General features: G+C 61.2%; 21 protein-coding genes. 8 read left to right on the top strand and 13 right to left on the bottom strand.

The window, feature by feature from the left end; genetic code table 11:
- Positions 1 to 4: 4 nt before the first annotated feature.
- Positions 5 to 892 carry a class II fructose-bisphosphate aldolase gene (locus tag DWY03_RS03910; RefSeq protein WP_117839964.1) on the bottom strand — a complete coding sequence of 296 codons (888 nt, stop codon included), beginning with the start codon at positions 890 to 892 and terminating at the stop codon, positions 5 to 7.
- A 249-nt stretch (positions 893 to 1,141) separates the two neighbouring features.
- Here DWY03_RS03910 and DWY03_RS03905 point away from each other — a divergent pair, with 249 nt between their 5' ends.
- On the top strand, positions 1,142 to 1,930 hold the full coding sequence (locus DWY03_RS03905) for a DeoR/GlpR family DNA-binding transcription regulator (RefSeq protein WP_158558612.1): 789 nt from the start codon (positions 1,142 to 1,144) through the stop codon (positions 1,928 to 1,930).
- 74 nt (positions 1,931 to 2,004) lie between these two features.
- Here DWY03_RS03905 and clpB read toward each other — a convergent pair whose 3' ends face one another.
- The gene (gene clpB / locus DWY03_RS03900; RefSeq protein WP_117839962.1) at positions 2,005 to 4,629 is read right to left on the bottom strand and encodes an ATP-dependent chaperone ClpB; all 2,625 of its coding nucleotides are present in this window, start codon (positions 4,627 to 4,629) and stop codon (positions 2,005 to 2,007) included.
- 286 nt (positions 4,630 to 4,915) lie between these two features.
- Positions 4,916 to 5,587: a hypothetical protein gene (locus DWY03_RS03895; protein ID WP_124785760.1), complete on the bottom strand. Its 672-nt coding sequence runs from the start codon at positions 5,585 to 5,587 to the stop codon at positions 4,916 to 4,918.
- A gap of 234 nt (positions 5,588 to 5,821) precedes the next feature.
- Between DWY03_RS03895 and DWY03_RS03890 the strand changes: the two genes are divergently transcribed.
- The gene (locus tag DWY03_RS03890; protein ID WP_117839960.1) at positions 5,822 to 6,490 is read left to right on the top strand and encodes a hypothetical protein; all 669 of its coding nucleotides are present in this window, start codon (positions 5,822 to 5,824) and stop codon (positions 6,488 to 6,490) included.
- A 272-nt stretch (positions 6,491 to 6,762) separates the two neighbouring features.
- Here the strand turns inward: DWY03_RS03890 and DWY03_RS03885 are convergent, their stop codons facing one another.
- The 5 genes from DWY03_RS03885 to dnaK all read right to left on the bottom strand — a co-directional run bounded on the left by DWY03_RS03885 (position 6,763) and on the right by dnaK (position 13,650).
- Positions 6,763 to 9,063 carry a hydratase gene (locus DWY03_RS03885; protein WP_117839959.1) on the bottom strand — a complete coding sequence of 767 codons (2,301 nt, stop codon included), beginning with the start codon at positions 9,061 to 9,063 and terminating at the stop codon, positions 6,763 to 6,765.
- 287 nt (positions 9,064 to 9,350) lie between these two features.
- Entirely contained in the window at positions 9,351 to 9,767 is a 417-nt protein-coding gene (locus DWY03_RS03880; protein ID WP_117839958.1) for a heat shock protein transcriptional repressor HspR, read from the bottom strand.
- A 72-nt stretch (positions 9,768 to 9,839) separates the two neighbouring features.
- The gene (locus DWY03_RS03875; protein WP_117839957.1) at positions 9,840 to 10,805 is read right to left on the bottom strand and encodes a DnaJ C-terminal domain-containing protein; all 966 of its coding nucleotides are present in this window, start codon (positions 10,803 to 10,805) and stop codon (positions 9,840 to 9,842) included.
- Between the two features lie 107 nt (positions 10,806 to 10,912).
- Positions 10,913 to 11,755, bottom strand: a complete 843-nt coding sequence (locus DWY03_RS03870) for a nucleotide exchange factor GrpE (RefSeq protein WP_117770264.1) — start codon at positions 11,753 to 11,755, stop codon at positions 10,913 to 10,915.
- 2 nt (positions 11,756 to 11,757) lie between these two features.
- Positions 11,758 to 13,650 (bottom strand): molecular chaperone DnaK, encoded by a 1,893-nt coding sequence (dnaK, locus tag DWY03_RS03865; protein WP_055310046.1) that lies wholly within the window; start codon positions 13,648 to 13,650, stop codon positions 11,758 to 11,760.
- Between the two features lie 658 nt (positions 13,651 to 14,308).
- Between dnaK and DWY03_RS03860 the strand changes: the two genes are divergently transcribed.
- Complete coding sequence (locus tag DWY03_RS03860; RefSeq protein WP_006235216.1) at positions 14,309 to 14,494, top strand: DUF362 domain-containing protein; 186 nt, start codon at positions 14,309 to 14,311, stop codon at positions 14,492 to 14,494.
- Positions 14,495 to 14,698: 204 nt separating this feature from the next.
- On the opposite strand, the gene DWY03_RS03855 is transcribed toward DWY03_RS03860, so the two are convergent.
- From DWY03_RS03855 to nadA, 4 genes are read right to left on the bottom strand one after another with little or no spacing between them, the layout of a single operon-like run.
- Complete coding sequence (locus DWY03_RS03855; protein ID WP_117800607.1) at positions 14,699 to 15,244, bottom strand: transcription repressor NadR; 546 nt, start codon at positions 15,242 to 15,244, stop codon at positions 14,699 to 14,701.
- On the bottom strand, positions 15,244 to 16,104 hold the full coding sequence (gene nadC, locus DWY03_RS03850; RefSeq protein ID WP_117839956.1) for a carboxylating nicotinate-nucleotide diphosphorylase: 861 nt from the start codon (positions 16,102 to 16,104) through the stop codon (positions 15,244 to 15,246). The genes DWY03_RS03855 and nadC overlap by 1 nt, the downstream gene beginning before the upstream one ends.
- Before the next feature lie 3 nt (positions 16,105 to 16,107).
- A complete protein-coding gene (locus DWY03_RS03845; RefSeq protein ID WP_197032778.1) occupies positions 16,108 to 17,511 on the bottom strand; it encodes an FAD-binding protein in 1,404 nt (467 codons plus the stop codon).
- 28 nt (positions 17,512 to 17,539) lie between these two features.
- Entirely contained in the window at positions 17,540 to 18,565 is a 1,026-nt protein-coding gene (nadA, locus tag DWY03_RS03840) for a quinolinate synthase NadA (RefSeq protein WP_117839954.1), read from the bottom strand.
- A gap of 292 nt (positions 18,566 to 18,857) precedes the next feature.
- Between nadA and DWY03_RS03835 the strand changes: the two genes are divergently transcribed.
- The gene (locus DWY03_RS03835; protein ID WP_117839953.1) at positions 18,858 to 19,580 is read left to right on the top strand and encodes a LytTR family DNA-binding domain-containing protein; all 723 of its coding nucleotides are present in this window, start codon (positions 18,858 to 18,860) and stop codon (positions 19,578 to 19,580) included.
- A complete protein-coding gene (locus tag DWY03_RS03830; protein ID WP_117839952.1) occupies positions 19,580 to 20,857 on the top strand; it encodes a GHKL domain-containing protein in 1,278 nt (425 codons plus the stop codon). Before DWY03_RS03835 ends, DWY03_RS03830 begins: the two co-directional genes overlap by 1 nt.
- Positions 20,858 to 20,921: 64 nt before the next feature.
- Here DWY03_RS03830 and DWY03_RS03825 read toward each other — a convergent pair whose 3' ends face one another.
- Entirely contained in the window at positions 20,922 to 21,497 is a 576-nt protein-coding gene (locus DWY03_RS03825) for a hypothetical protein (protein WP_117839951.1), read from the bottom strand.
- Positions 21,498 to 21,633: 136 nt separating this feature from the next.
- Here DWY03_RS03825 and trxA point away from each other — a divergent pair, with 136 nt between their 5' ends.
- The 3 genes from trxA (at position 21,634) to nikR (ending at position 22,920) form a co-directional block, all read left to right on the top strand.
- Positions 21,634 to 21,954 (top strand): thioredoxin, encoded by a 321-nt coding sequence (trxA, locus tag DWY03_RS03820; RefSeq protein ID WP_117776407.1) that lies wholly within the window; start codon positions 21,634 to 21,636, stop codon positions 21,952 to 21,954.
- 221 nt (positions 21,955 to 22,175) lie between these two features.
- Positions 22,176 to 22,424 carry a hypothetical protein gene (locus DWY03_RS03815; protein ID WP_006235225.1) on the top strand — a complete coding sequence of 83 codons (249 nt, stop codon included), beginning with the start codon at positions 22,176 to 22,178 and terminating at the stop codon, positions 22,422 to 22,424.
- A gap of 1 nt (position 22,425) precedes the next feature.
- A complete protein-coding gene (nikR, locus tag DWY03_RS03810; RefSeq protein ID WP_117839950.1) occupies positions 22,426 to 22,920 on the top strand; it encodes a nickel-responsive transcriptional regulator NikR in 495 nt (164 codons plus the stop codon).
- Positions 22,921 to 22,926: the final 6 nt, after the last annotated feature.

Genomic DNA, 22,926 nt, shown 5'->3' with positions numbered 1-22,926 from the left:
CCCCTTAAGCCAAAGGAGCCGCGCCATTGGCGAATACTCGCACGACATGCTCGAATGTGCTGCGCAGGCTCTCGAACGCGACTGCCGTCATATCGTGCCAATAGATCGGAGCATCCGGATGTCCCTCAGTCTTTTCATCAACCATGGCGCGCACGGCATCGCCGGCATATTTAACGCCATACGTGTAGTAGTTAATCTTGCGGATGCCGGCATTGATGGCACGAGCGTAATCCTCGTCGGAAACACCGGAGCCACCGTGCATGACAAGTGGCACGTTCACACAGCTGCGAATGTCGGTCAGAACGTCAATGTTCAAATGGGGCTCGCCCTTATACAGGCCGTGCACCGTTCCGAACGAGCAGGCCAGGATATCGAGCCCCGTGGACTCAACGAAGTCACGCGCCTGGTCAGGATCGGTATAGATGGCGCCCGCCTCTTCCGCCGTGGACCCAGCATCAGGATCGCCACCCTCACGCGACCCCATAGAACCAAGTTCGCACTCAAGGCCTGCACCAAAGTCGGCGCACATCTGGGCAGCGTACTGGGAAAGCTCAACATTACGTTCGTAGGAAAGTGCAGAACCGTCGAACATGACGCCCGTGAAACCGAGCTCCAACGCACGACGAGCATAGGATAGATTCTCACAATGATCCAGATTCAGGCAGATATGCGCACTCGAGCGCTCAGCCAGTGCTGTAACCAGCGGAGCCACCACGTCAATCGGCACCAGCGACTCGTGAACCTCGGCATGCTGGATGATAATCGGATAACCTGTTTCCTCCGCCACGTCCACAGCGGCGCGGACGGCCTCAAGACTCGCGGAATTTACTGCAGCGACCGCCATATTGTTCTGTTCGGCGATGTTGCAGATATCTCTCATACTGACGAGCATCTGTTCTCCTTTCCTCAGGCAGACCATCGCTGTTTGGCTTTCTCCAAACGCAACATTTTGCGAGTTCATTATATTGCGTTTTGTTTTGCTTTGTTTCGGAATTGACGTCTGCTACCGCGAACGGTCGAAAACCTGCCCCGAACGTTCGATATGTTTTGTTTAGAGTTGTTTTATTTCATTTCAGGAATTGTTGTTCTGGTAAAACTGAAGGTAACAAGCCTTGTCCCACAACAAGCCCTGGGAGTTCTTATGAGTGAACCGCGTCCCTATTACCTGGAAGAACGGCAGGAAGAAATACTCGACTTACTCAATGCGAACAGCACTGTTCGCATTGTTGACCTCAGCGAGCGCTTCGGTGTTTCGGAAGCGACCATTCGAAAGGATATGCGGGCTCTCGAAGGCAGAGGACTTCTCAGGCGAACCCATGGCGGCGCGATCTTACCGAACCCCAATTCTCGCGAACTTTCGTTTGAAGACGCTTCTTCGACGGCCCAAGACGAAAAACGCCGCATCGGTTACGCTGCGGCGAAAATGGTGCGCGACGGCGACACGTTCTTTCTTCAATCGGGAACAACAACGGGCTGCATGCTACGCGCTCTCAAGGGCCGCAAGAATCTCACGGTTCTCACGAACGACCTATCTCACGCGATACTTGCCGAAGAATTGCTGGTGGACAGCGAGGTCATTCTCCTGGGCGGACAACTGAGATTTGGCTATCACTACACACAGGGCAACGAGACTATCCGGCTGCTTAACGAGTACTTTGTTCCCACTGCTTTCATGGGAACCAATACCTTCTCGTTTTCAAAAGGATTTATGGCGCATCGATTGGAGCAGGCGAACATGGTGAGCGCCATCGCGAACGCTGCCGACCGACGCATAACCCTCATGGACTCATCGAAAATCGGCGTCATCGGCTTGGTTCACGCCCTTGACCTCAATGAGATTAACTGCCTGATCACCGACACCGGTGTCGATGCGGACACGAGGCAGCGACTTGCCGAGCTTGCCCCCAACTTGGAGATCATCTACGCCTAGACTGCCCGGCACATTCGACGCAGCATGAAAAAGGGGCGACGGGTAAATCCCGCCGCCCCTTTGCTTGAGCTCAGCTATTCCTCGGGCGCCTCGTATATCGGCGTCGGCGTGTTGTCGCACACGACGGTAAAACCGCCGTCCTTGTCGACATCGACCGTCACCTGATCGCCCTCGCGCACCGTACCGTCGATGATAGCGGCGGCAATGGCATCCACGACCTCGCGCTGCACGAGACGCTTGAGCGGACGGGCACCAAAGACCGGGTCCAGGCCGCCCACGGCGAGCATCTGCTTGGCCGCCGGGGTGATGGCCAGCGTCATGCGCTCCTTGGCCAGACGCGCGCGGACGTCGGCGAGCTGGATGTCGACGATCTTCTCGATCTGCGCCATGCCGAGCGGATGGAACACCACGATATCGTCGATACGGTTGAGGAACTCGGGGCGGAAGGTTTGAGCCATGGCCCCGTCAACCTGATGGCGCATCTCCTCCTCGTCCTTGCCGGACAGATCGGCGATAGCCTTGGAGCCCACGTTGGACGTCATGATGATAATCGTGTTCTTGAAGGACACTTGGCGACCCTGACCGTCGGTCAAACGGCCGTCGTCGAGCACCTGCAGCAGCACGTTAAAGACATCCGGATGAGCCTTCTCCATCTCGTCGAGCAAGATCACGGAGTAGGGACGACGGCGCACGGCCTCGGTGAGCTGGCCGCCCTCGTCATAGCCCACGTATCCCGGGGGCGCACCGATCAGACGCTGGACGCTGAACTTCTCCATATACTCGGACATGTCGATACGCACGAGCGCGCGCTCGTCATCGAACAGGCACTCGGCCAGCGCCTTGGCGAGCTCGGTCTTGCCTACGCCGGTGGGGCCCAGGAAGAAGAAGCTGCCGATGGGCTTGTCTGGGTCGGAGAGACCCGCACGGCTGCGACGCACGGCCGCGGCTACAGCGGAGACGGCCTCGTCCTGACCGATAACGCGCTTATGCAGCTCGCCCTCCAAGCCCTTCAACTTGTCGAGCTCGCCCTGCATCATCTTGGACACGGGCACACCGGTCCAGGCGCTCACGACCTCGGCGATCTCGTCGGAGGTCACCTGTTCGTTGAGGCCCTCGCCGTCCTGCTGCTTTTGCGCCTCGAGCGCAGCCTCGGAATCCTGAATCTGCTGCTGCAGACCCGGGATCACAGAATAGCGAAGCTCGGACGCACGGCCCAGATCGCCGTTGCGCGTCGCGCGCTCCTCTTCGCTCTTGGCCGCGTCAAGCTGGCCCTTAAGCTCCTGCACGTGGTCGATGGCGTTCTTTTGGTTGAGCCAGCCGGCCTTTTGCACGTTGAGCTTTTCCTGGACTTCGGCAATCTCTTGGCGCAGAGCCTCCAAACGCTCCTTAGAGGCGTCGTCGGTCTCTTTCATGAGCGCCTGTTCCTCGATCTGCAGCTGGGTGAGCTGACGCGTGGTGGCGTCGATCTCGACCGGCATGCTGTCGAGTTCCATGCGCAGGCGGCTCGCGGCCTCATCGACCAGGTCGATAGCCTTGTCGGGCAGGAAGCGGTCGGCGATGTAGCGGTCGGAGAGGTCGGCGGCAGCCACGAGCGCGCTATCGGTGATGTGTACGCCGTGGAAGATCTCGTACTTCTCCTTCAGGCCACGCAGGATTGAAATGGTGTCCTCGACGGTAGGCTCGCTGACCATCACGGTCTGGAAACGACGGGCGAGCGCCGCGTCCTTCTCGATGTACTTGCGGTACTCGTCGAGCGTGGTCGCGCCGATCGCGTGCAGGTCGCCACGAGCGAGCGCCGGTTTGAGGATGTTGCCGGCGTCCATGGAGCCCTCGGTGGCACCCGCGCCCACGATGGTATGGAGCTCATCGATGAACAGGATGACCTTGCCTTCGGATTTTTGCACTTCCTTGAGCACGGCCTTCAAGCGGTCCTCGAACTCGCCGCGGTACTTGGCGCCGGCGACCAGCGCGCTCATGTCGAGCTCGATGAGGTCGCGGTCGCGCAGGGTGCTCGGTACGTCGCCGGCCACGATTCGCTGAGCAATGCCCTCGACGATGGCCGTCTTGCCGACGCCCGGCTCGCCGATAAGCACGGGGTTGTTCTTGGTGCGGCGGGACAGAACCTGAATAGTACGACGGATCTCGTCGGTACGGCCGATGACCGGGTCGAGCTTGCCGGCGCGAGCCAGATCGCAGATGTTGCGACCGTACTGCTCCAACGCCTCAAACTGCGTCTTGTCCTCGGCAGACGTCACGCGGTCATCGCCGCGCAGTTCCTCGTAGACTTGCTCGATGCGCTCCTTGGTCACGCCGGCGTCACGCAGCACGCGACCCGCCTCACCCTTGTCCTCGGCAAGTGCCATCAGCAGATGCTCGGTCACCACAAAGCTGTCGCCCATCTTGGTGGCCTTTTTCTCGGCCTTCTCGATCACGCGAACGAGCTCGTTGGACAGGCCCATCTGCTGACCCTCGCCCGACACCTTGGGCGCATGGTCGATGGCATCTTGTGTGGAGCGTGCGAGCTGAGCCGGGTCGGCACCGATGCGCTCGATGATCACGGAGATATTGCGCTCGCCGGCACCGAGCAGGGCAGACAGCAGGTGGATCGGCTCCACCGCGCCGGCCTGTGCATCGGCAGCCGTGCTCATGGCGGTCTGCAGCGCCTCGCGCGACGTCATTGCTAGCTTATCGATTCTCATGGAATCACCTCTCTTGGGGCGGCCGCCCTACGGGGCGGCTTCACGTTGTTCGAGAAGTATTGTTGCCAGCTTTACGCGATCTTATACACAAATCTAAGTCTCTATATATAAGATTTTCTGAGTGAATTACGGATAGGGTACTGAGATGTCAGCCCGCCGCTGCCCAGGCGCGCTACCGTCTCGATCTGTAACATCTAGCAGCCATTTTTGATCCTAGATGTTACAGATCGAGACAGACCGAAAACCACCACAAAGAGGACAGGCACCTTTGTGGTGGTCGCGGTCTCTACTCCTTCGCCGAACCCGTACTTCCCGATTCGACGGTCCAGGGCATCTCATCCTCGAACAGCCATGTACGGGCAGACCCACTATCGCGTGCAGTCTGCGGGTCAGGCAAGCAGGTCTGTTTATAGGCATCTTGGATACACTGACCCATAAAATCGTTGAGCTCGCTCTGGTCGCCCTCCATGACATAGGCGACATCGCCGTCCATGATGTAGATGCCCGGACCCTCATTGCCCTCGTAGCCCGGATCGTACGAGACATCACATAACTTTGCGCCGTTTGCAGTGTCCAGCTCGATGGACGAGTGGCATCCGCCAACCATGTCGTTCGCTTTTGCCCGATAGGACGCATATCCGTACCAACGCTTAAATGTTTTGCCCTTGAGTAGCTCGGACGCCCTATCGATCAGGCTTGTATCCGTGGTATAGCGCATGGCCCCAAGCTGAATACGCGGATAATTACTAATACCCAGCACAGCCGGCTGCTCATCAAAATCAACGGTAATGGTCTCGGGCTTGTCGTCGCCGGTCAGAAGTTCGACAGATTGAGTCACAGGCTTGACCACCGGCTCCGTCACCGCAGCAGGTAGAAATGCCATACCGACAGCGCCCGCGCCAACCACAGCGATCGCAAGCGCCAAGACAATCAATCCAATACGGGCAGAACGGCTCACGGCAAAACACCCCACAATGCAAACCTTCGCCACCTGCACTAATGATACCGCCAGCTAACACTATTACCAAAAGAAGCCGCGCGCTCCTCACCACCACAAAGGGGACAGGCACCTTTGTGGTGGTTTTCGACGCTAACGGTCGACCATCTCGCGCAATGAGATTAAACTTGAATTGCTCTCTGAACATATCCATTTCTGCCTATCCTCAACAGATCTTTGTCTCGAGGAGCGCATATGAAGCCGCCTCATTCCACCGGTCGCAACGTCATCGCCATTCTCGCCATACCCATCGTGATGCTCTTCCTTATCGTCATCACGCCCTTTTCCCTTGGTATCACCTCGCCCTTCGATTTATGCGGAATGGTCGACGCCAGCTCGCGTGCCACCTCGCTCTCCTTTATCTGTCGCGGCGTGTTTTACGAAGATGGAATTCCCACCGGAAGTTGGCAGTCAAAGTTGCCACTGCTCGGTCAGATCGACGGATGCTCCCCCTATTTCTGCCTTGGACCTCAGACGCTAAACTATCTAATCGACGACCAGCCACTCGACTTCATCACCCTCGCCTACGACTACGCACCAAACACCGATGAGCGCCACATGAACCAAGTCCTCGACAAGATGCTTGGACAGTGCGGGCTCACCGAGGAGGCCGGTCGAACCATCTATAGCAACCAGAAATTAAAGCGAACAGAACTCCGCCGTGTCGGAAAAATCAAAGGGCGAAACGGGGCCGCCTACTGGGATGCCTGGGCAACACGCGACAAGGGCGAATTCGGACACAGCACCTATATGGTCACTGTCTACACCAAAGACGGAATTAAGGACAATGTTGACGATTTCGCGTCATCCAAACTCGGCATCCCCAAAACAACCAAACCCGCCAGCCCAGATGAAATTCTGTAGAGCCGCCCATTAACATGCCGCTCAACGATCACAACAGCATCGAGCTCGTCCCCACCACCACAAAGGTGCCTGCCCCCTTTGTGGTGGTTTTCAACAAAAAGAAGCCGCCCCGATAACAGAGGCGGCATCAAGCAAGTCTATTTATTAGCGTCCCTCAAGACCCAACGAGAACGCAGAAATGTAGCCCGGGGCTTACCCTTTCCCGAACGCGGCCCTCGTGAAGCGCGTGAGCGGGCGGGAAAGGGTAAGCCCCGGGCGGACAATTAAGTGCGCTACTCGGCAGCGGCCTTGAACTTGTTGTAGTTGATCAGGCAGCCGGCCTTGACGATGGCACGCTCCTCTGCCGTCATATCGGCAATGTAGAGCTCAATCTGCTCGACCGCACCATCGGCGCGCACCACGTAGGCGGCGATGTCCTTCAGGTCGCCATCGAGCGCGGCACGGATACCCGGCACAAAGACGTAATCGCCCACCTCAAAGTTGGGCTCGGCCTCCATCTGGAAGGGCACCATGCCCCAGTTCATCACGTTGGAGCGATAGCGCTTGGTGGCGTACTCGTGGACGATGTTGGCCAGGCCGCCAATTACGCGCTGGCAGCTCGCGGCCTGCTCGCGGGCGCTGCCGTCGCCAGGCTTCTTGGCGTAAATCATGGAACCGAACTCGGTCGCCTTGGCATCGGCCGCGACACCCGCGCCGGCCAGCGCCTCAAACACACCGGCAAGCTCGGCATCGAACGCCGCCAGGTCGCCCGCGGACTCGCCGGCAACGCGACGCTTCTCCACAGCGTCGACCTCCTTGGAGCGACCCACGTAGGCCGGGTCGCGGCGGCTCAGCGTAAACTCAGCCAGGCCCAGCGGGTTGGAGCGGAAGGAGCTCGTCTCGCCCGAGGGAATGAGCTCGTCGGTCGTGGTGACCGGGTCCATGATCTTGGAGCAAACCTTGAGCAGGATGTCGTCGCCGAGCGGCTCCATCGCGGGCCACGGCTTGATGTTGGGGCCTTCGACCAGCTCGTCGGCAGGCTCCGCCTTGCCAAAGCCCCAGTACACGCGCTTCTTGTACGGCGCGTCGTCAAAGGTGTACTCGCAGGCCTCGTCCCAAGTGTCCTCGGGCAGGTCGGTCGCCGGCGTCAGGACGCCGCCGTTGGCAGCCGTTGCCGCAATGGAGCGGGCGTCCATCAGGGCCACGGCGCTCAGCTGGCCATTACCCGGCTTGGAACCCTCGCGGTTGGGGAAGTTGCGCGTGGTGTGACGGATCGAAAGGCCGTTGTTGGCGGGCGTGTCGCCGGCGCCGAAGCACGGGCCGCAGAATGCCGTGCGCACGATTGCGCCGGCCTCCATGAGGTCGTAGATGTAGCCGCGGCGTGTAAGTTCGAGCGCCACGGGCTGGCTCGTGGGATAGACCGACAGCGAGAACTCGCCGCAGCCGGTATTGGCGCCCTTGAGCACGCGGGCAGCCTGGACCACGGAGTCATAGTTGCCGCCCGAGCAGCCGGCGATAACGCCCTGCTGCACGTGCAGCTTGCCGTCGACGATCTTGTCGAGCAGGCTAAAGTGCGTCTTGCCCTCGCCGATCTTGGCGGCCTCGAGCTCCACCTCGTGCAGGATGTCCTCGAGGTTCTCGTTGAGCTCGTCGATCTCAAAGCCGTTGGAAGGATGGAACGGCAGTGCGATCATGGGCTTGATGCTCGACAGGTCGACCTCGACGCAACCGTCGTAGTAGGCGACATCGGCGGGCTTGAGCTCGCGATAGTCGTCGCCGCGGCCGTGCATGGTCAAAAACGCGTGCGTGTCCTCGTCGGTGGCCCAGATGCTCGACAGGCAGGTGGTCTCGGTGGTCATGACGTCGACGCCGTTGCGGTAGTCGGTCGTCATGCTCGCGATGCCGGGGCCCACAAACTCCATGACCTTGTTCTTGACGTAGCCCTTGGCAAAGACAGCGCGGATGATGGCGAGCGCCACATCGTGCGGGCCGACGCCGGGGCGCGGGGCACCCGTGAGGTAGATGGCGACGACGCCGGGATAGGCGACGTCGTAGGTGTCGCGCAGCAGTTGCTTTGCCAGCTCGCCACCGCCCTCGCCCACGGCCATAGTGCCCAGAGCGCCGTAGCGGGTGTGCGAGTCGGAACCCAGGATCATCTTGCCGCAGCCCGCGAAGTTCTCACGCATAAAGGAGTGGATAACGGCGATATGCGGCGGAACGAAGATGCCACCGTACTTCTTGGCGGCCGAGAGGCCAAAGACGTGGTCGTCCTCGTTGATGGTGCCGCCCACGGCGCACAGCGAATTATGGCAGTTGGTGAGCACGTAAGGCAGCGGGAACTGCTCCATGCCCGAGGCGCGCGCCGTCTGGATGATGCCGACAAAGGTGATGTCGTGGCTCGCCATGGCGTCGAAGCGAATCTTGAGTGCCTCGGGATCTCCGGACGTATTGTGTGCCTGGAGGATCGAATACGCGATGGTGCCGCGCTTGGCATCCTCGGGCGTCTGCGTAATACCGCGCTCGGCAGCCTCGACCGCAGGCACAACCTCGCTGCCGCCGCGCAGGTAGATGCCGTCCTCGTACAGCTTGACCATACTGTCTCCCACTCTGCCCAAAACGATTTGGGCGCATAGCATACATTCGTTCAATATCGTGCCATAGAACGGTTGCGAGTGGGTTACGAATCTGCACGTTCACTTTATCTCAGTAAAGCAAAGAACGAGTTGGGTGCCGGGGGCAGACTTAGACGCCGAAATGACGAGAGTGGATAATCTCCCACTTTGAGCCTGCAAACAGGCCAAAAACGGGAGATTATCCACTCTCATTCTGCGGGCACTCATTTAAGTCTGTCCCCAATGAGTGCCCGGCAGCGTCGGCGGAGCTATAGGTCGCTACCCGTACCTAGCAGCTTGCGCATGACTTGCTCGGGGTTGACTGAGCCGTCGCGCGGGGCCAGGGCGGTGATCTTCTTCTGCATCTTATACTCGTGCAGCTCGTCCTCGAGCTGGCGCACGCGAGCGCGGAGCTTCTCGTTCTCGCGCTCGCGCTCCTCGGAACGCTCCTTCATATCGAGGATGCGCACCACGCCGGCAAGGTTGATGCCCTCGTCGGTCAGTTGGTTGATGAGTTCCAGACGCTCGATATCGGCACGCGAATACAGGCGCGTGTTACCGCCCGAGCGCTGAGGATTCACCAGGCCCTTGGACTCGTAGACGCGCAGAGTCTGCGGGTGCATGCCGGTCAGCTCGGCCGCCACGCTGATCATGTACAGCGGTTTGTTCCTATTGTCCTCGGCCATGCTACCTGACCCCTTTCCGTCTCGTTATCGTCCATCATAAGCCCGCGGGCGTGGGCGTGCGCCGCGACCGCCCTAGTACGTCGCCTTGTAACGATTGACCTTCTCGCGATAGTCGCGCGTGTCGGCCTCGCGCAGCTTGGTCATGGCATCGCGCTCATCGTCGGACAGGTTCGTGGGAACCTGCACCTTGATCTCGACGAGCAGCGCGCCCGTGCGGCCACGGTGCTTAACATCGGGCGCGCCCATCTCCTTAAAGCGGAACTTCTTGCCCGTCTGGGTACCCGCGGGCACTTTCAAACGGACCGTCGCACCGCCGGGCGTGGGCACGTCCACCGTGCAGCCGAGCGCCGCCTCGTAGACCGAGACCGGTACCTCCATGGTCACGTCGGCGCCTTTGCGCCTAAACAGCGGATGCTCCTCCACATGCGTGGTCACGACCAGGTCGCCGCGCTCGCCGCCGGCAACGCCATACTCGCCGCGACGTTTGTAACGCAGCTTGCCGCCGTCGACCGCGCCTTCAGGCACCGAGACCGTAATGGTCTGCTGCTCGCCTGTCGAGGGAATGCGGTAGGTGACCTTGTGCGTCACACCGCGAAACGCGTCCTCGGCCGTCACATCGACGGTCAGCGACAGGTCGCCGCCCTTGCGAGCGCGGCTGCGGCCAGCGCCGGCACCGGCAGCGCCCGCAGCCCCGGCAAAGCCCGAGCCCCAATCGCTGCCCCAGGCGCCGTTGCCGCTAAAGATGCTGTCGAAGATGTCGCCCCAGCCGCTGGCACCAGCGCCGGCACCGTAGCCGCCGCCATACGCGCCGCCCGCGCCCGGCATGCCGCCAAACATGAGCATCTGGTCGTACTCTTTGCGCTTCTTCTCGTCCGAAAGCGTCTCGTAGGCCTCGCTAATCTCCTTGAACTTGGCCTCGTCGCCTCCGGCATCGGGGTGATATTTTTGCGCGAGCTTGCGAAACGCGCTCTTGATCTCTTTGTCGGAGGCGCTCTTGGATACGCCCAGGATGTCATAGAAGGTTTTGCCTGCAGCCATCGTAGCTCCTCTCCTGTTTCATCCGCCGCCCAGCGGGCGGCGGCTCATGCTTTCATATGGCACTAGGCCAGAAAGGGCCCCGGGTGTTGCCCCGGGGCCCTTCTCAATTACTCCTCGGTGCTCTCGGCCGTATCGGCCGTAGCATCCTCGGGCGCCGCTTCGGGCTCCGGTGCGGGGCGCTTCTCGCCACCGTAGGTCACCGTCACCATCGCGGAACGCAGGATGCGATCCGCCATGCGGTAGCCCTTCTGGTACACGTCGTTGACAGTCTCGTCGTACTGCGATGCGTCCTCGACACGCCCCACGGCCTGGTGCTCGAGCGGATCGAACGCCTCGCCCTTGGGGTCGATGGGCTCAACGCCCTCGTGCGCAAACACATCGAGCAGCTTGGCATGCACCGCATCGACGCCATCGACGAACTGCTTAAAGTCGTCGGAAAGCTCCTGGCTACGGGCATGGTCGATCGCGCGCTCGATATCGTCAATCACCGGCAACAGCGCGGTAACAAGCTTCTCGGTCGCGCGCTCGCGCTCGGCGATACGCTCATTGGCGGTGCGGCGACGGAAGTTCTCCCAGTCGGCCTGCAGACGGGCGGTACGCTCGGTGGCGTCCTTTGCCTTGTCCTCGGCGGCCTTCTGAGCCTCTGCCGCAGCATCGAGCTCATTGCGCACGTCGGCAAGCTCTTTCTGAGCCTGCTCGAACTTGAGCTTAAAGTCGTTGTCGGCGGCTTCCTCACCGGCGCGGATAGCGGCTTCCACCATCTCGTCCTCGGTCATCGTCGCCTCCTTGTTGGAATCCTCTACCTGGTTCTCGGCAGCCTCGGCGGCCGGGGCCTCGTTGGCCACGGTATCGTCAACGGCCTCTACGGGAATCTTCACGTCCTTCTCCTCAGAGTCAACGGGGGCGGCGCCAGCGGCGGCCGCCTCCGTGCGAGCTTTACGGGCGGACATGATTATTTGTCCTCGTCGTCCACAACCTCGTAGTCGGCGTCGACAACGTCATCGTCGGCAGGCTGGGCGCCGGCGGCACCGTCGGTCTGCTGCTGAGCGTCGGCGTAGACAACCTGGGCCAGCTCGTAGGCCACGGACTGCAGGGACTCGCCGGCGGCCTTGATAGCCTCGACGTCAGAACCCTCGAGCGCCTTCTTGGCGTCGGCGATAGCGGCCTCGGCCTTGGACTTCACGTCGGCGGAAACCTTGTCGCCCAGCTCGTTGAGGGTCTGCTCGGTGGAGTAGCACAGGCTATCGGTCTGGTTACGGACCTCGACCTCTTCCTTCTGCTTCTTGTCCTCCTCGGCATGAGCCTCGGCGTCCTTGACCATACGATCGACTTCGTCGTCGGACAGAGCGGTGGAGCCGGAGATGGTGATCTGCTGCTCCTTGCCGGTGCCCTTGTCCTTAGCAGAGACCTTGACGATGCCGTTGGCGTCGATGTCGAAGGTGACCTCGATCTGCGGCACGCCGCGGCGGGCAGCCGGGATACCGGTCAGCTGGAACTTACCGAGCGACTTGTTGTCGCGGGCAAGCTCGCGCTCGCCCTGGAGCACATTGATCTCGACGCTGGTCTGGTTGTCGGCAGCGGTGGAGTAGACCTCGGTCTTGGAGGTCGGGATCGTGGTGTTGCGGTCGATCATCTTGGTCATGATGCCGCCCATGGTTTCGACGCCCAGCGACAGCGGGGTAACGTCGAGCAGCAGGATGCCCTCGACGTCGCCGGTGAGCACGCCGCCCTGGACGGCAGCGCCGTCGGCAACGACCTCGTCGGGGTTCACGGACATGTTGGGCTGCTTGCCGGTCATGGTCTTGACGAGCTCCTGGACGGCGGGCATACGGGTGGAGCCGCCGACGAGGATGACCTCGGTCAAATCGGAGAGCTTAAGCTTGGCGTCACGCAGGGCGTTGGTGACAGGCTGCTTGCAGCGCTCGAGCAGGTCGCGGGTGATCTTCTCGAACTCGGCGCGGGTCAGCGTGTAGTTGAGGTGCAGCGGGCCGGACTGGTTCATGGTAATGAACGGCAGGTTGATGGTGGTCTGCTGGGCGGCGGAGAGCTCCTTCTTGGCGTTCTCGGCGGCCTCCTTCAGGCGCTGCAGGGCCATGGGGTCCTGACGCAGGTCGACGCCGTTCTCCTGCTGGAACTTGTCGGCCATCCAGTCGATGACGCGCTGATCCCAGTCGTCGCCGCCCAGGTGGTTGTCGCCCGAGGTGGACAGAACCTCAAACACGCCGTCGGCGAGGTCGAGGATGGAGACGTCGAAGGTACCGCCGCCCAGGTCGAAGACCAGGATGCGCTGGTCGGTGCCCTGCTTGTCCAGGCCATAGGCAAGAGCAGCAGCAGTCGGCTCGTTGACGATACGCTTGACGTTGAGGCCGGCGATCTTACCGGCGTCCTTGGTGGCCTGACGCTGGGCGTCGTTGAAGTAGGCCGGGACGGTGATGACGGCGTCGGTGACGGTCTCGCCCAGATACTTCTCGGCGTCAGCCTTCATCTTGGCGAGCGTCATGGCGCTCACCTGCTCGGCGGTGTAGTCCTTGCCCTCGATATCGACGACGGCACGGCCACCCTGGCCCTCCTTGACCTCATACGGCACGGTCTTGATCTCGGAGGTGCACTCGGAGTACTTGCGGCCCATGAAGCGCTTGATGGAGAACACGGTGTTCTTGGGGTTGGTGACGGCCTGGTTCTTAGCGGCCTTACCCACAACGCGGTCGCCGTCGGCGCGGAAGCCCACGACGGACGGGGTGGTGCGGTCGCCCTCGGCGTTCACGATAATGGTCGGAGAACCGCCCTCGAGAACGGCCATTGCGGAGTTAGTAGTACCAAGGTCGATACCAAGAATCTTACTCATTAGAAATTCCCTCTCTCTTTTGCGTTCGCGCCGCCTCGACGGTCTGTCGCGCGGCGCTTCGGCTTGTCTTTCAGGATGTAGTGTATCCCCTTATGGGCTGGAATATACAAAATCTAAGTCAATTCATATAAGATTTCTTATCTCTGAGAGTTTAGGTTCTCAAATGTGCAGGTAGATGCACTGTTTGAGTTCTCGGCAGATCTATTGAGATCTATGTAGAGTTGACTGAGGTTTGCGTCCGGGGGTGCCTGGGGGCCGTCTTGCGGCAAGCGCATCCCGGTTTGAGCGTGGATTCCGGGTCGCAGTTTCCGTCTGAAGGCTCAACCGGAAACCGTATCCCGTTTTGAGAGCTGATACCGGGTCGCAGTTTCCGCTAGCGGGCCCAACCGGAAACTGCGACCCGGTTTTCGGCCAAATAACGGGATGCCCTTTCCGCAGGCGCGCTCAATAGGTCAATATTACAAGTCACCTATAGCTAACATTTGCGCAGCTCAACGGCCCCACCTGCGCGTTTTTTAGTAAACCTTGGCATACTCGGCGAACGGTATGAAGATGCCGGCCAGAGGGTATTGCAAACGGTCGCTCCCGTGGTATGTTTTTGCCCGAATCAAACCGACGCGCATCGCCTGTAGCGTCGGTCAACAGAGAGGAAACTACCATGGCTCATCCCGTAATTGATGCCGACGAGTGCATCGCTTGTGGCGTTTGCGTCGACTCCTGCCCCGCTGGCGTTCTGGAGCTCCAGGACGTCGCTACCGTCGCCGACGAGGACTCCTGCGTCGCCTGTGGCGCTTGCCAGGACGCTTGCCCCGCTGGCGCGATCACCGAGATCGTCGAGGAGTAACAACTCCCCCACTTGCACACTCAAAAGTACACCGTGCACAAAAAAGGAGGCTTCCGCATCGCCGCGGAGGCCTCCTTTTGTTTGTACAGGCAGCTAATTGGGGACGGGGCTACCTTGGCAGTTGCGGTGGAATAGTTCCTGGCTCATTGCTTAGGTGCCGATTGTAGGAACTATTTCACCGCAACTTATAAAGACAGTATCGGGTTAGGACAAATCATCCTCGTAGGGCATTAAATCGGCAAGGTAGCCTTTCTCCTTGAGCATGGCCTCGATCTCGTCGAGGGTCTGCTCGTCTTCCGCCGCGATGCGATGGAAGTGGTAGCCGCTCGTCACCGTCAGCAGCGGGAAGCTCTTGCCGCTGGCGATGCCCTCTAGGTAGCGCTCGACATCGCGGCGGTTGCGGATGTCCAGGTCGGCCGTGATCTTGCCGTACACGCGGTGATTGACGATCACGTTGAGCACGGCGCCACCGGCGTCGACGATACTCGTGAGCTCATCGCCTGCCTGCTCCACGCTGTGGCGAACCTTGACCAAGCGCGTGGGCACGGCGGGGCTGCTGGGGGCCTCCTGCAGCACGTAGCCGCGGTTGGTCGCCACGATATCGTGCCCATCGGCACGCAACAGGGCAATATCCTGAACCACGACCTGACGGCTCACGCCAACCTCGCGGGCAAGTGCGCTGCCCGAAACGGGCTCCTTGGCTCCTTCGAGCACGCCCATGATGGCACGGCGACGCTCGCGGGCGTTCATTATTTACCGTCCAGCAGACGCAGGTGCTTAAGCGAGAGGTCGAGGATCGGCGCAGAGTGCGTCAGGGCGCCCGAGCTAATATAGTCGACACCCAGATCGGCCAGGGCGCGAATGTTGCTGGCGTCCACGTTGCCCGAGCACTCGGTCTTGGCGCGACCGGCGATAAGCTCGATGGCGGCGGCCATGTCGTCATGGGTCATGTTGTCGAGCATGATAATGTCGGCACCGGCCTCCACGGCTTCGCGCACCATGTCCAGGTTCTCGCACTCAATCTCAACTGTCGTGGTAAACGACGCATGGGCGCGCGCCATCTCGATCGCGCGCGTCACGCCACCGGCGGCATCGATATGGTTGTCCTTGAGCATGACGGCCGTCGACAGGTTGTAGCGGTGGTTGCTGCCGCCGCCAATCTCAACCGCCGCCTTCTCAAACACGCGCATGCCCGGCGTGGTCTTGCGCGTGTCGACGAGCACGGTCTTGGTTCCCTCGAGCGCCGCGGCCATGCTGTGCGTGTAGGTAGCGATGCCGCTCATGCGCTGCAGGTAGTTGAGCGCCACGCGCTCACCCGAAAGCAGCACGCGCGCATCGCCGCGCACCTGACCCACATGGTCGCCGGCGTGCACCTCGTCGCCATCGGCAACGTCGAGCAGCACCGAGCTCTGCGAATCCAGCAGCTCAAAGGTACGGGCAAACACATCCAAGCCGGCGATGATGCCGTCGGCCTTGGCGATAAGCTCCACCGTGGCGGGACGCGCCGTGGGGCACACGCTCGCCGTGCTCACGTCCTCAAACGTAATGTCCTCGCGCAGAGCCTGCAAAATCAGATCATCGACGACGAGCTTCATGGTAATGGGATTCATGGTCTACTCCTCTGCGGCCTGCGTGCCGGCGGCACGGGCCAAATCATCGATTGCAAGGGTATCGGAACTCAGGGCGCGATGGCGTCCATCGAGCGCGGGCTCGCCCGCCTGCTCCACGGCCAGCGACTCGCCGGTGCGCATGTACCACGCGGCGCGACGACCCCAGACCAGCGCCTCGAGCAGACTATTTGATGCAAGGCGATTCTTGCCGTGAACGCCGTTGCAAGCCGTCTCGCCCGCGGCGTAGAGCTCGGGCATCGAAGTGCGGCCGTCCTTATCGACCCATACGCCGCCCATAAAGTAGTGCTGCGTGGGCGTAACGGGGATGGGCTCGTCCAAGATGTCGCGGCCGTCCTCAAGGCAGCGCGCGCGAATGTTGGCAAAGTGCCCAGTCACCACGTCGCGCTCGACGGGGGCAAAGCTCAGCCACTCGTGCTCGGTGCCGTCCTGCTTCATCTGCTCGCGGATGGCGGCAGCGACAACGTCGCGCGGCTGCAACTCGTCGGCAAAACGCTCGCCGGCGGCATTGAGCAGAATCGCGCCCTCACCGCGGCAGCTCTCGCTGATCAGGAACGTACGGCCTGGCTGCGGCGAGAACAGGCCCGTGGGATGGATCTGCACGTAGTCCAGGTGCTCCATCTTAATGCCGTGCTCCTGCGCGATGTAGCAGGCGTCGCCCGTGAGCTGCGGGTAGTTGGTCGAATGGTCGTATACGCCACCGATGCCGCCCGTCGCCCACAGCGTATGGCGGGCATGGATCTTAAACGGCTTACCGACATGCACGCCCTCAGCGGCATTTGCCAGCTCGTCGGCGGGGCGAGCTGAATCGTCCTCGTCCACGGCAACAGCGACGACACCAGTGCACACCGTGGCCCCATCGCGCTCGGCCGTCAGGATGTCGGTCATGGCCACGTGCTCCAAAATCTGCACGTTATCCAGTTTGCGAACGGCCTGAAGCAGCTTGGTCGTGATCTCCTTGCCCGTAATGTCGGCATGGAAGGCAATGCGGGGGCGGCTGTGCGCACCCTCGCGGGTAAAGTCGAGGCTGCCGTCGGCCTTGCGCTCAAAGTCCACGCCCATCGCCAGCAGGTCGTTGATGACCGAGCGGCTCGAGCGAATCATGATGTCGACGCTCTCGCGGCGGTTCTCGTAGTGGCCGGCGTGCATGGTGTCCTCAAAGAAGGCATCGTAGTCAGAACCCTCGGGCAGCACGCAAATGCCGCCCTGCGCGAGCATCGAATCGCACTCGTCGACAGCGCCCTTGGAGAGCATGATCACGCGCATGCTCGTCGGCAGGTTGAGAGCCGCATACAGGCCCGCTACACCGCAGCCGGCAATAACGACGTCGCACTCCATATCGGGGTATTGCTTGGTTTCCACAGGAATCCTCTCCCTTGAATGTGACATAAGGGACCGTCCCTCATGCCGCATTGTTCTAGCGCGCTGCGTACTCGAGCATGCGGTCGAGCGTGAGCTTGGCCTGATCGGCGGCCTTGTCCGACACGCCAATCTGCACCTCGCCCTCGCCCGTCTCCAGGCAGCGCACGAGCTTTTCGAGCGTGATGAGATCCATGTTGACGCAGGTGGGCTGCACCGCGGGGAAGTAGAACTTCTTGCCGGTGCCCTGGCAGCGGCGCTCGAGCTCGTAGAGTACGCCGCGGACCGTCACGATAATGAACTCGCTCGCGTCGGACTCCTCGGCATACTTGATGATGCCGGCGGTGGAGCCGATGTAGTCGGCCTCAGCCAGGACGTCAGCCTTGCACTCAGGATGCGCCAGCACGAGCGCGTCGGGGTGGGCCTCCGTCGCGTCGACGATCTGCTCGACGGTGATGATGTGATGGCGCGGGCAGTAGCCGTTGTTGGGGATGACGTGCTTTTGGGGCACCTGCTCGGCTACGAAGCGGCCCAGGTTCTGGTCGGGAATGAACAAGATGTGCTGCTGCGGCAGCTCGGAGACGATCTTGACGGCGTTTGAGCTGGTAACGCACACGTCACTCCAGCTCTTGATCTCGACCGTCGAGTTGACGTAGCACACCACGGCCAGGTCGTCGCCATACTCGGCGCGCGCCGCGTCGACCGTCTCGCGCTTGACCATGTGCGCCATGGGACAGTCCGCGCCCGGCTCGGGCAGCAGCACGGTCTTGGTGGGATTGAGCAGCTTGGCGCTCTCGCCCATAAACTCCACGCCGCACAGCACGATAGTCTGCTGCGGTAGGCTTTTGGCGAGCTTTGCCAGGTAGAAGCTGTCGCCGACGTAATCGGCCACAGCCTGAACCTCGGGCGCCACATAGTAGTGCGCCAGGATCACCGCGTCACGTTGGGTTTTTAGTTGCTGAATGGCCTCGACAAGCTCTGCGGGCACCAGTGCCGCGCGCTCCGTTGCCGTCGTTGCCGATGCTAGGCCGGCCGCGATATCGCGTGCAAGCTCCGACGCATCCATGTTCGCGCTCTGTGCCATCAAGGCCCCTCTCTTTTGGCGAATCTTGGGGCTTTAGTATGACACCTAGGTTTACAGCTGACAAGACAGCTGTAAACCTAGGTGTAAGGTTGAAATAAAGATTCAATCATGCGGCAGGTCCATTTTCGAACTGGCAAGCTGAGGATAGCCGAGCTCTCGATAGCGCAGGAGGCATCTTTCGCCACCGCAATACCGCTCGGCGCGAGTTGCGCACCGTGAGGCACGAACGGGCGCTCCCCCGCGAGTGGTCCGCGCCCAATGTGGCAAAATCGAACTACTAAGGGGGCTCAGAATGCTCAAGATTATTGCCTGCGACGATGACGCCGCTTTTCTAGATAGACTGCACCGGATGATCGACCGTTGGTCGATCGAGACGGGCACGGCGGTCGATGTTGCGCTCGTCACGCGCGGCGAGGACCTGCTGGCGCGCCATGCCGCGTCGCGCGCCGACATCATCCTGCTCGACATGATCATGCCGCTCGTCAACGGCATGGACACCGCACGCGAATTGCGCCAGGCCGACACCGCCGTGCGCCTGGTGTTCCTCACCTCGTCGCCCGAGTTTGCACTGGAGTCCTACGAGGTCCGCGCCTTCGACTATCTGCTCAAGCCCGTGACTTACGAACGCCTGGCGCAGTTACTCGACGAACTTTCGAGCATGCGCCCGGCGGCAACCGACGAGCTCGTGATCAAAACGTCCTTTGGCTACCACGCCCTGCGCCTGTCCGACATCGAATATGCCGAGGCGCGCAACAAGCACGTGGTCTTCCATCTGCGCGACGGACGCGATATCGAGGCACTCGAATCGTTCCGCAGCGTCGAGGACCGTTTGGCGCAAAATGCCACCTTCTTTAAATGCCACCGTAGCTACCAGGTCAACTTGCGCAACATCGACCACTTCGATCGCACAGACATCGTCATGCGCTCGGGCGCGTGCATTCCGCTGTCGCGCAGCAGCAAGCAGGGGTTCCAAGACGCCTACTTTGCGGTGCGCTTTGAGGGCGGGAGGCGCTGATGATCTCCTCGGTCGAAATGGTCCTTTGGGCAATCCACCACGCCACGACGCTGCTCTTTGGCGTCTTTGCCTCGGCGGCGCTGTGCGGTATCGAAATCAATCGACGCCATGCACTCGAGTTGGTGGGGGTCGGAGCCGCAACCGGCGCTGCCTTTTCGATCGCCAATGTCGTTGGCGGAGAGCTTTTTGCCCGTCAGGTCTATCCGCTCGTCGTGCACTTGCCGCTTACCGTCTACCTATGCGCGCGCTACCACTTGAGTCCGCTACTCGCGACGTTGGGCGTCACCAGCGCCTATCTGAGCTGCCAGTTCAGCAATTGGATGGGCATCGCCGCATTTGCCGCAACCGATTCTCAGATCGCGTACTATCTGGCACGCATCGCTACCACGCTCGGCGTCTTTGCCGTCCTGCTGCATTGGGCCGGCGACATTGGACCCCGCCTGGCGATTAAAAGCCCCACCGAGCTGGGCATCCTTTTAATCCTGCCGCTCGTCTATTACATCTTTGACTACGCCACCAACGTCTACACCACGCTGTTCCACTCGGGCTCGGTGGTGACAGTTGAGTTTTTGGCATTTGCGCTCTGTGCCTTCTATCTTATGTTTCTTGCCGTTTACCTGCGCGAATACGAAGAAAAGGAAACCGCCGAGCGAGAGCGTTGGATGCTCGAAACCCGCGACAGCGCCGCCATCAAAGAGCTCGAGGCTTGGCGTCAATCTGGGCGCGAGCTGTCGATTCTTCGCCACGATATGCGCCACTTCCTACGCGGCCTGGCCACTTTAATTGAGGAGGGCCACACCGACGAGGCGCTCAACCGCATCGACGAACTCTGCGAAGCCGGCGACCGCACCGCCGTACGCCGCTTCTGCGCCAACGAGACCGTAAACATCGCGCTTTCGTCATTCAACTCAGATATCAATAGAAACGGCATTACCGCCAACCTGCGCGCCGCCGTACCCGAAACCGTCCACGTAGGTGACGCCGACCTGTTTAGCGTGCTCTCAAATGCCTTGGAAAACGCTATCACCGCCGCAAGCGCCGCACCCCAAGGAAAGCGATTCGTCGACCTTGACCTGCGACTTGAGGACGGCCAGCTGTTGCTGTTAGTTTCCAACACGTTTGACCGCGCGCCGCGCATGGTCGACGGCATGCCCGTGACCCGGCATGCGGGCCACGGCTTTGGAACCAAGAGCATCAAACTTGCCGTGGAGCGCATGAACGGCAACTGCCAGTTCCGCATTAACGGCGATCGGTTTGAGCTGCGCGCTGTGATGTAGAAGTACGGCGCCGATCTCGCGGCGCGCCTCGCCCGCCAGGCAATCGCTCGCCGGTGCCGATCCGCTACAGTGGAGCGACCGCCGGGGTCAGCTGCTTGATGTAGGCCCACATACGCTGCTTGGCCGCTTTGTCGGTCAGCGCCGCCTCAAAGCCATCGAGCGCGAGCACGCGGCGGCCCTGCACATGGGCGACCAGGCCGGGCTTGAGCATGGCGGTGTCGAAGTCATCAATCGCCACGAGCATATCGGCGTAGGTTTCGCGCATGACATCGGCCGCACTGTTGTCGAGCAGCAGCACCGCCTCGGGGTCCAGAGCCTCCAGCGCCTCGCGGAACAGGTCGCACGGCAGAGTCTCGCCCACCGCGACCGCTCCGTCACCCGCGCCGGCGACGCTTGCCAGCACGCAAAAGTCCTCGGGGGCATATCCGATGGCGCCGAGCGCCTTGCGCAACGCGGCGCCATCCGCGCCGGCAGCCAGCTCGCCGCCCGAGCACTCGGCTTCATCCAAATCGCCTTTGACCAGCACAATCGGCGAGCACGCGTTGCCCGCGATACGCACACCGCGACCTGCAAGCGACGCGAGCTCCTGCTCGGCCGCCTGAGCGATGGCTTCTTTTTTCTGGCTTTGTGACGTGGGCATGCGCTCTCCAATCGTTTGCGTGCCCACCATTATATAAAAGAGCCGCCCGCGAGTGGTTGCTTTGCGGGCCGCTGGGTATAAGCACGGTCGTACTGAGTTTTACGCGGCCGAGCCGCGTCGTATTATGGAGGTCACCATGGCTGACATTAAGCAGATTACCCCCGAGAACTTCGATTCCATCGTTAACGACAGCCTGCCCGTACTGGTTGATTTTTGGGCCCCGTGGTGCGGCCCCTGCCGCTCGCTCTCGCCCATCGTAGACGAGGTTGCCGACGAGCTGGCCGGCAAGTTGGCTGTGGCCAAGTGCAACGTCGACGACAACCAGGACCTGGCCATGAAGTTTGGCGTCATGAGCATCCCCACGCTGATCGTCTTTAAGAACGGCGAGGAGGTCGACCGCTCGGTCGGCGCCTTGCCCAAGGCAAGACTTCAGGCACTGCTGGAGAAACATCTGTAATACGCTTGTTACCCATCTGCCGTCCATGAGCGGTTTCGCACCGCTCGCCGGAGTGCCAAACGCAAGGTATGCGACCACGGATAGTATGGTAGATACAAACAGCCCCCAGTGAACGGGTGCGGGTCAGACGGACTCGCACCCGTTTTCTTATGCGGCGGCGCTCAAGGCGGGCGTAGTAGAATCTGAACCACCATATCGCCCCGTACAAAAGGAGACTCCCCATGCATGACGTCGGAATGAACATGAGCCAGCTTGCCATGAGCGTCAAGCAGGTCGACGACACCATTGAGCTCGCTCACGAGTGGAGCCATCAGCTGCTGCATGCGACCGAGAACTTTGACATGGAGCGCATTGGCGCCAAGCTCGAGGCCGCCATGGCGGCACTCCACGAGGCGCACGATGCGCTCGAGGGCTACGAGGAGGCCATCGAGGCCGACCACAACTCCGTCGGCTCTGTGAAACTGGTGTAACGTGGCCGAGCACGAGCACGCGCACAATCACGGTGCGGACGACGATGCAAGCTGCCGCTACAGCGGCTCCAGCTCCGAGCTGGTCCGCTTTTCGGTCACCGCGCCCGACGACCTGCTGCGCCGCTTTGACGAGCAGATCGCGCGCCGCGGTGACGTGGCTAACCGATCCGAGGCCGTACGCGATCTGATTCGCGCCTCGATCGCCAAGGAGCAGATGCGCACGCCCGACGAGCATGTTATCGGGTCGCTCACCATGATCTACGACCACCATACCGGCGACCTGACGCGCCGTCTGGACGAAGTGCAGCACGACTACACCGACGAGATCGTATCGACCATGCACGTGCATCTGGATCACCACAACTGCTTAGAGATTCTGGCGCTCAAGGGTCGCGGCGAGCGCGTCTACGAACTAGCCGACCGCCTGCTGGGCCTGCGCGGCGTTAAGCACGGTGAGCTCACGTGCGCCGCCACCAAGCAGAGCCTGGGGCTGTAGCGCACC

It is taken from the genome of Collinsella sp. AF23-2 (genome assembly GCF_003459245.1).
In the GTDB taxonomy this organism is placed as follows: Bacteria; Actinomycetota; Coriobacteriia; order Coriobacteriales; family Coriobacteriaceae; genus Collinsella.
This window is presented reverse-complemented; position numbering and strand designations above follow the sequence as displayed.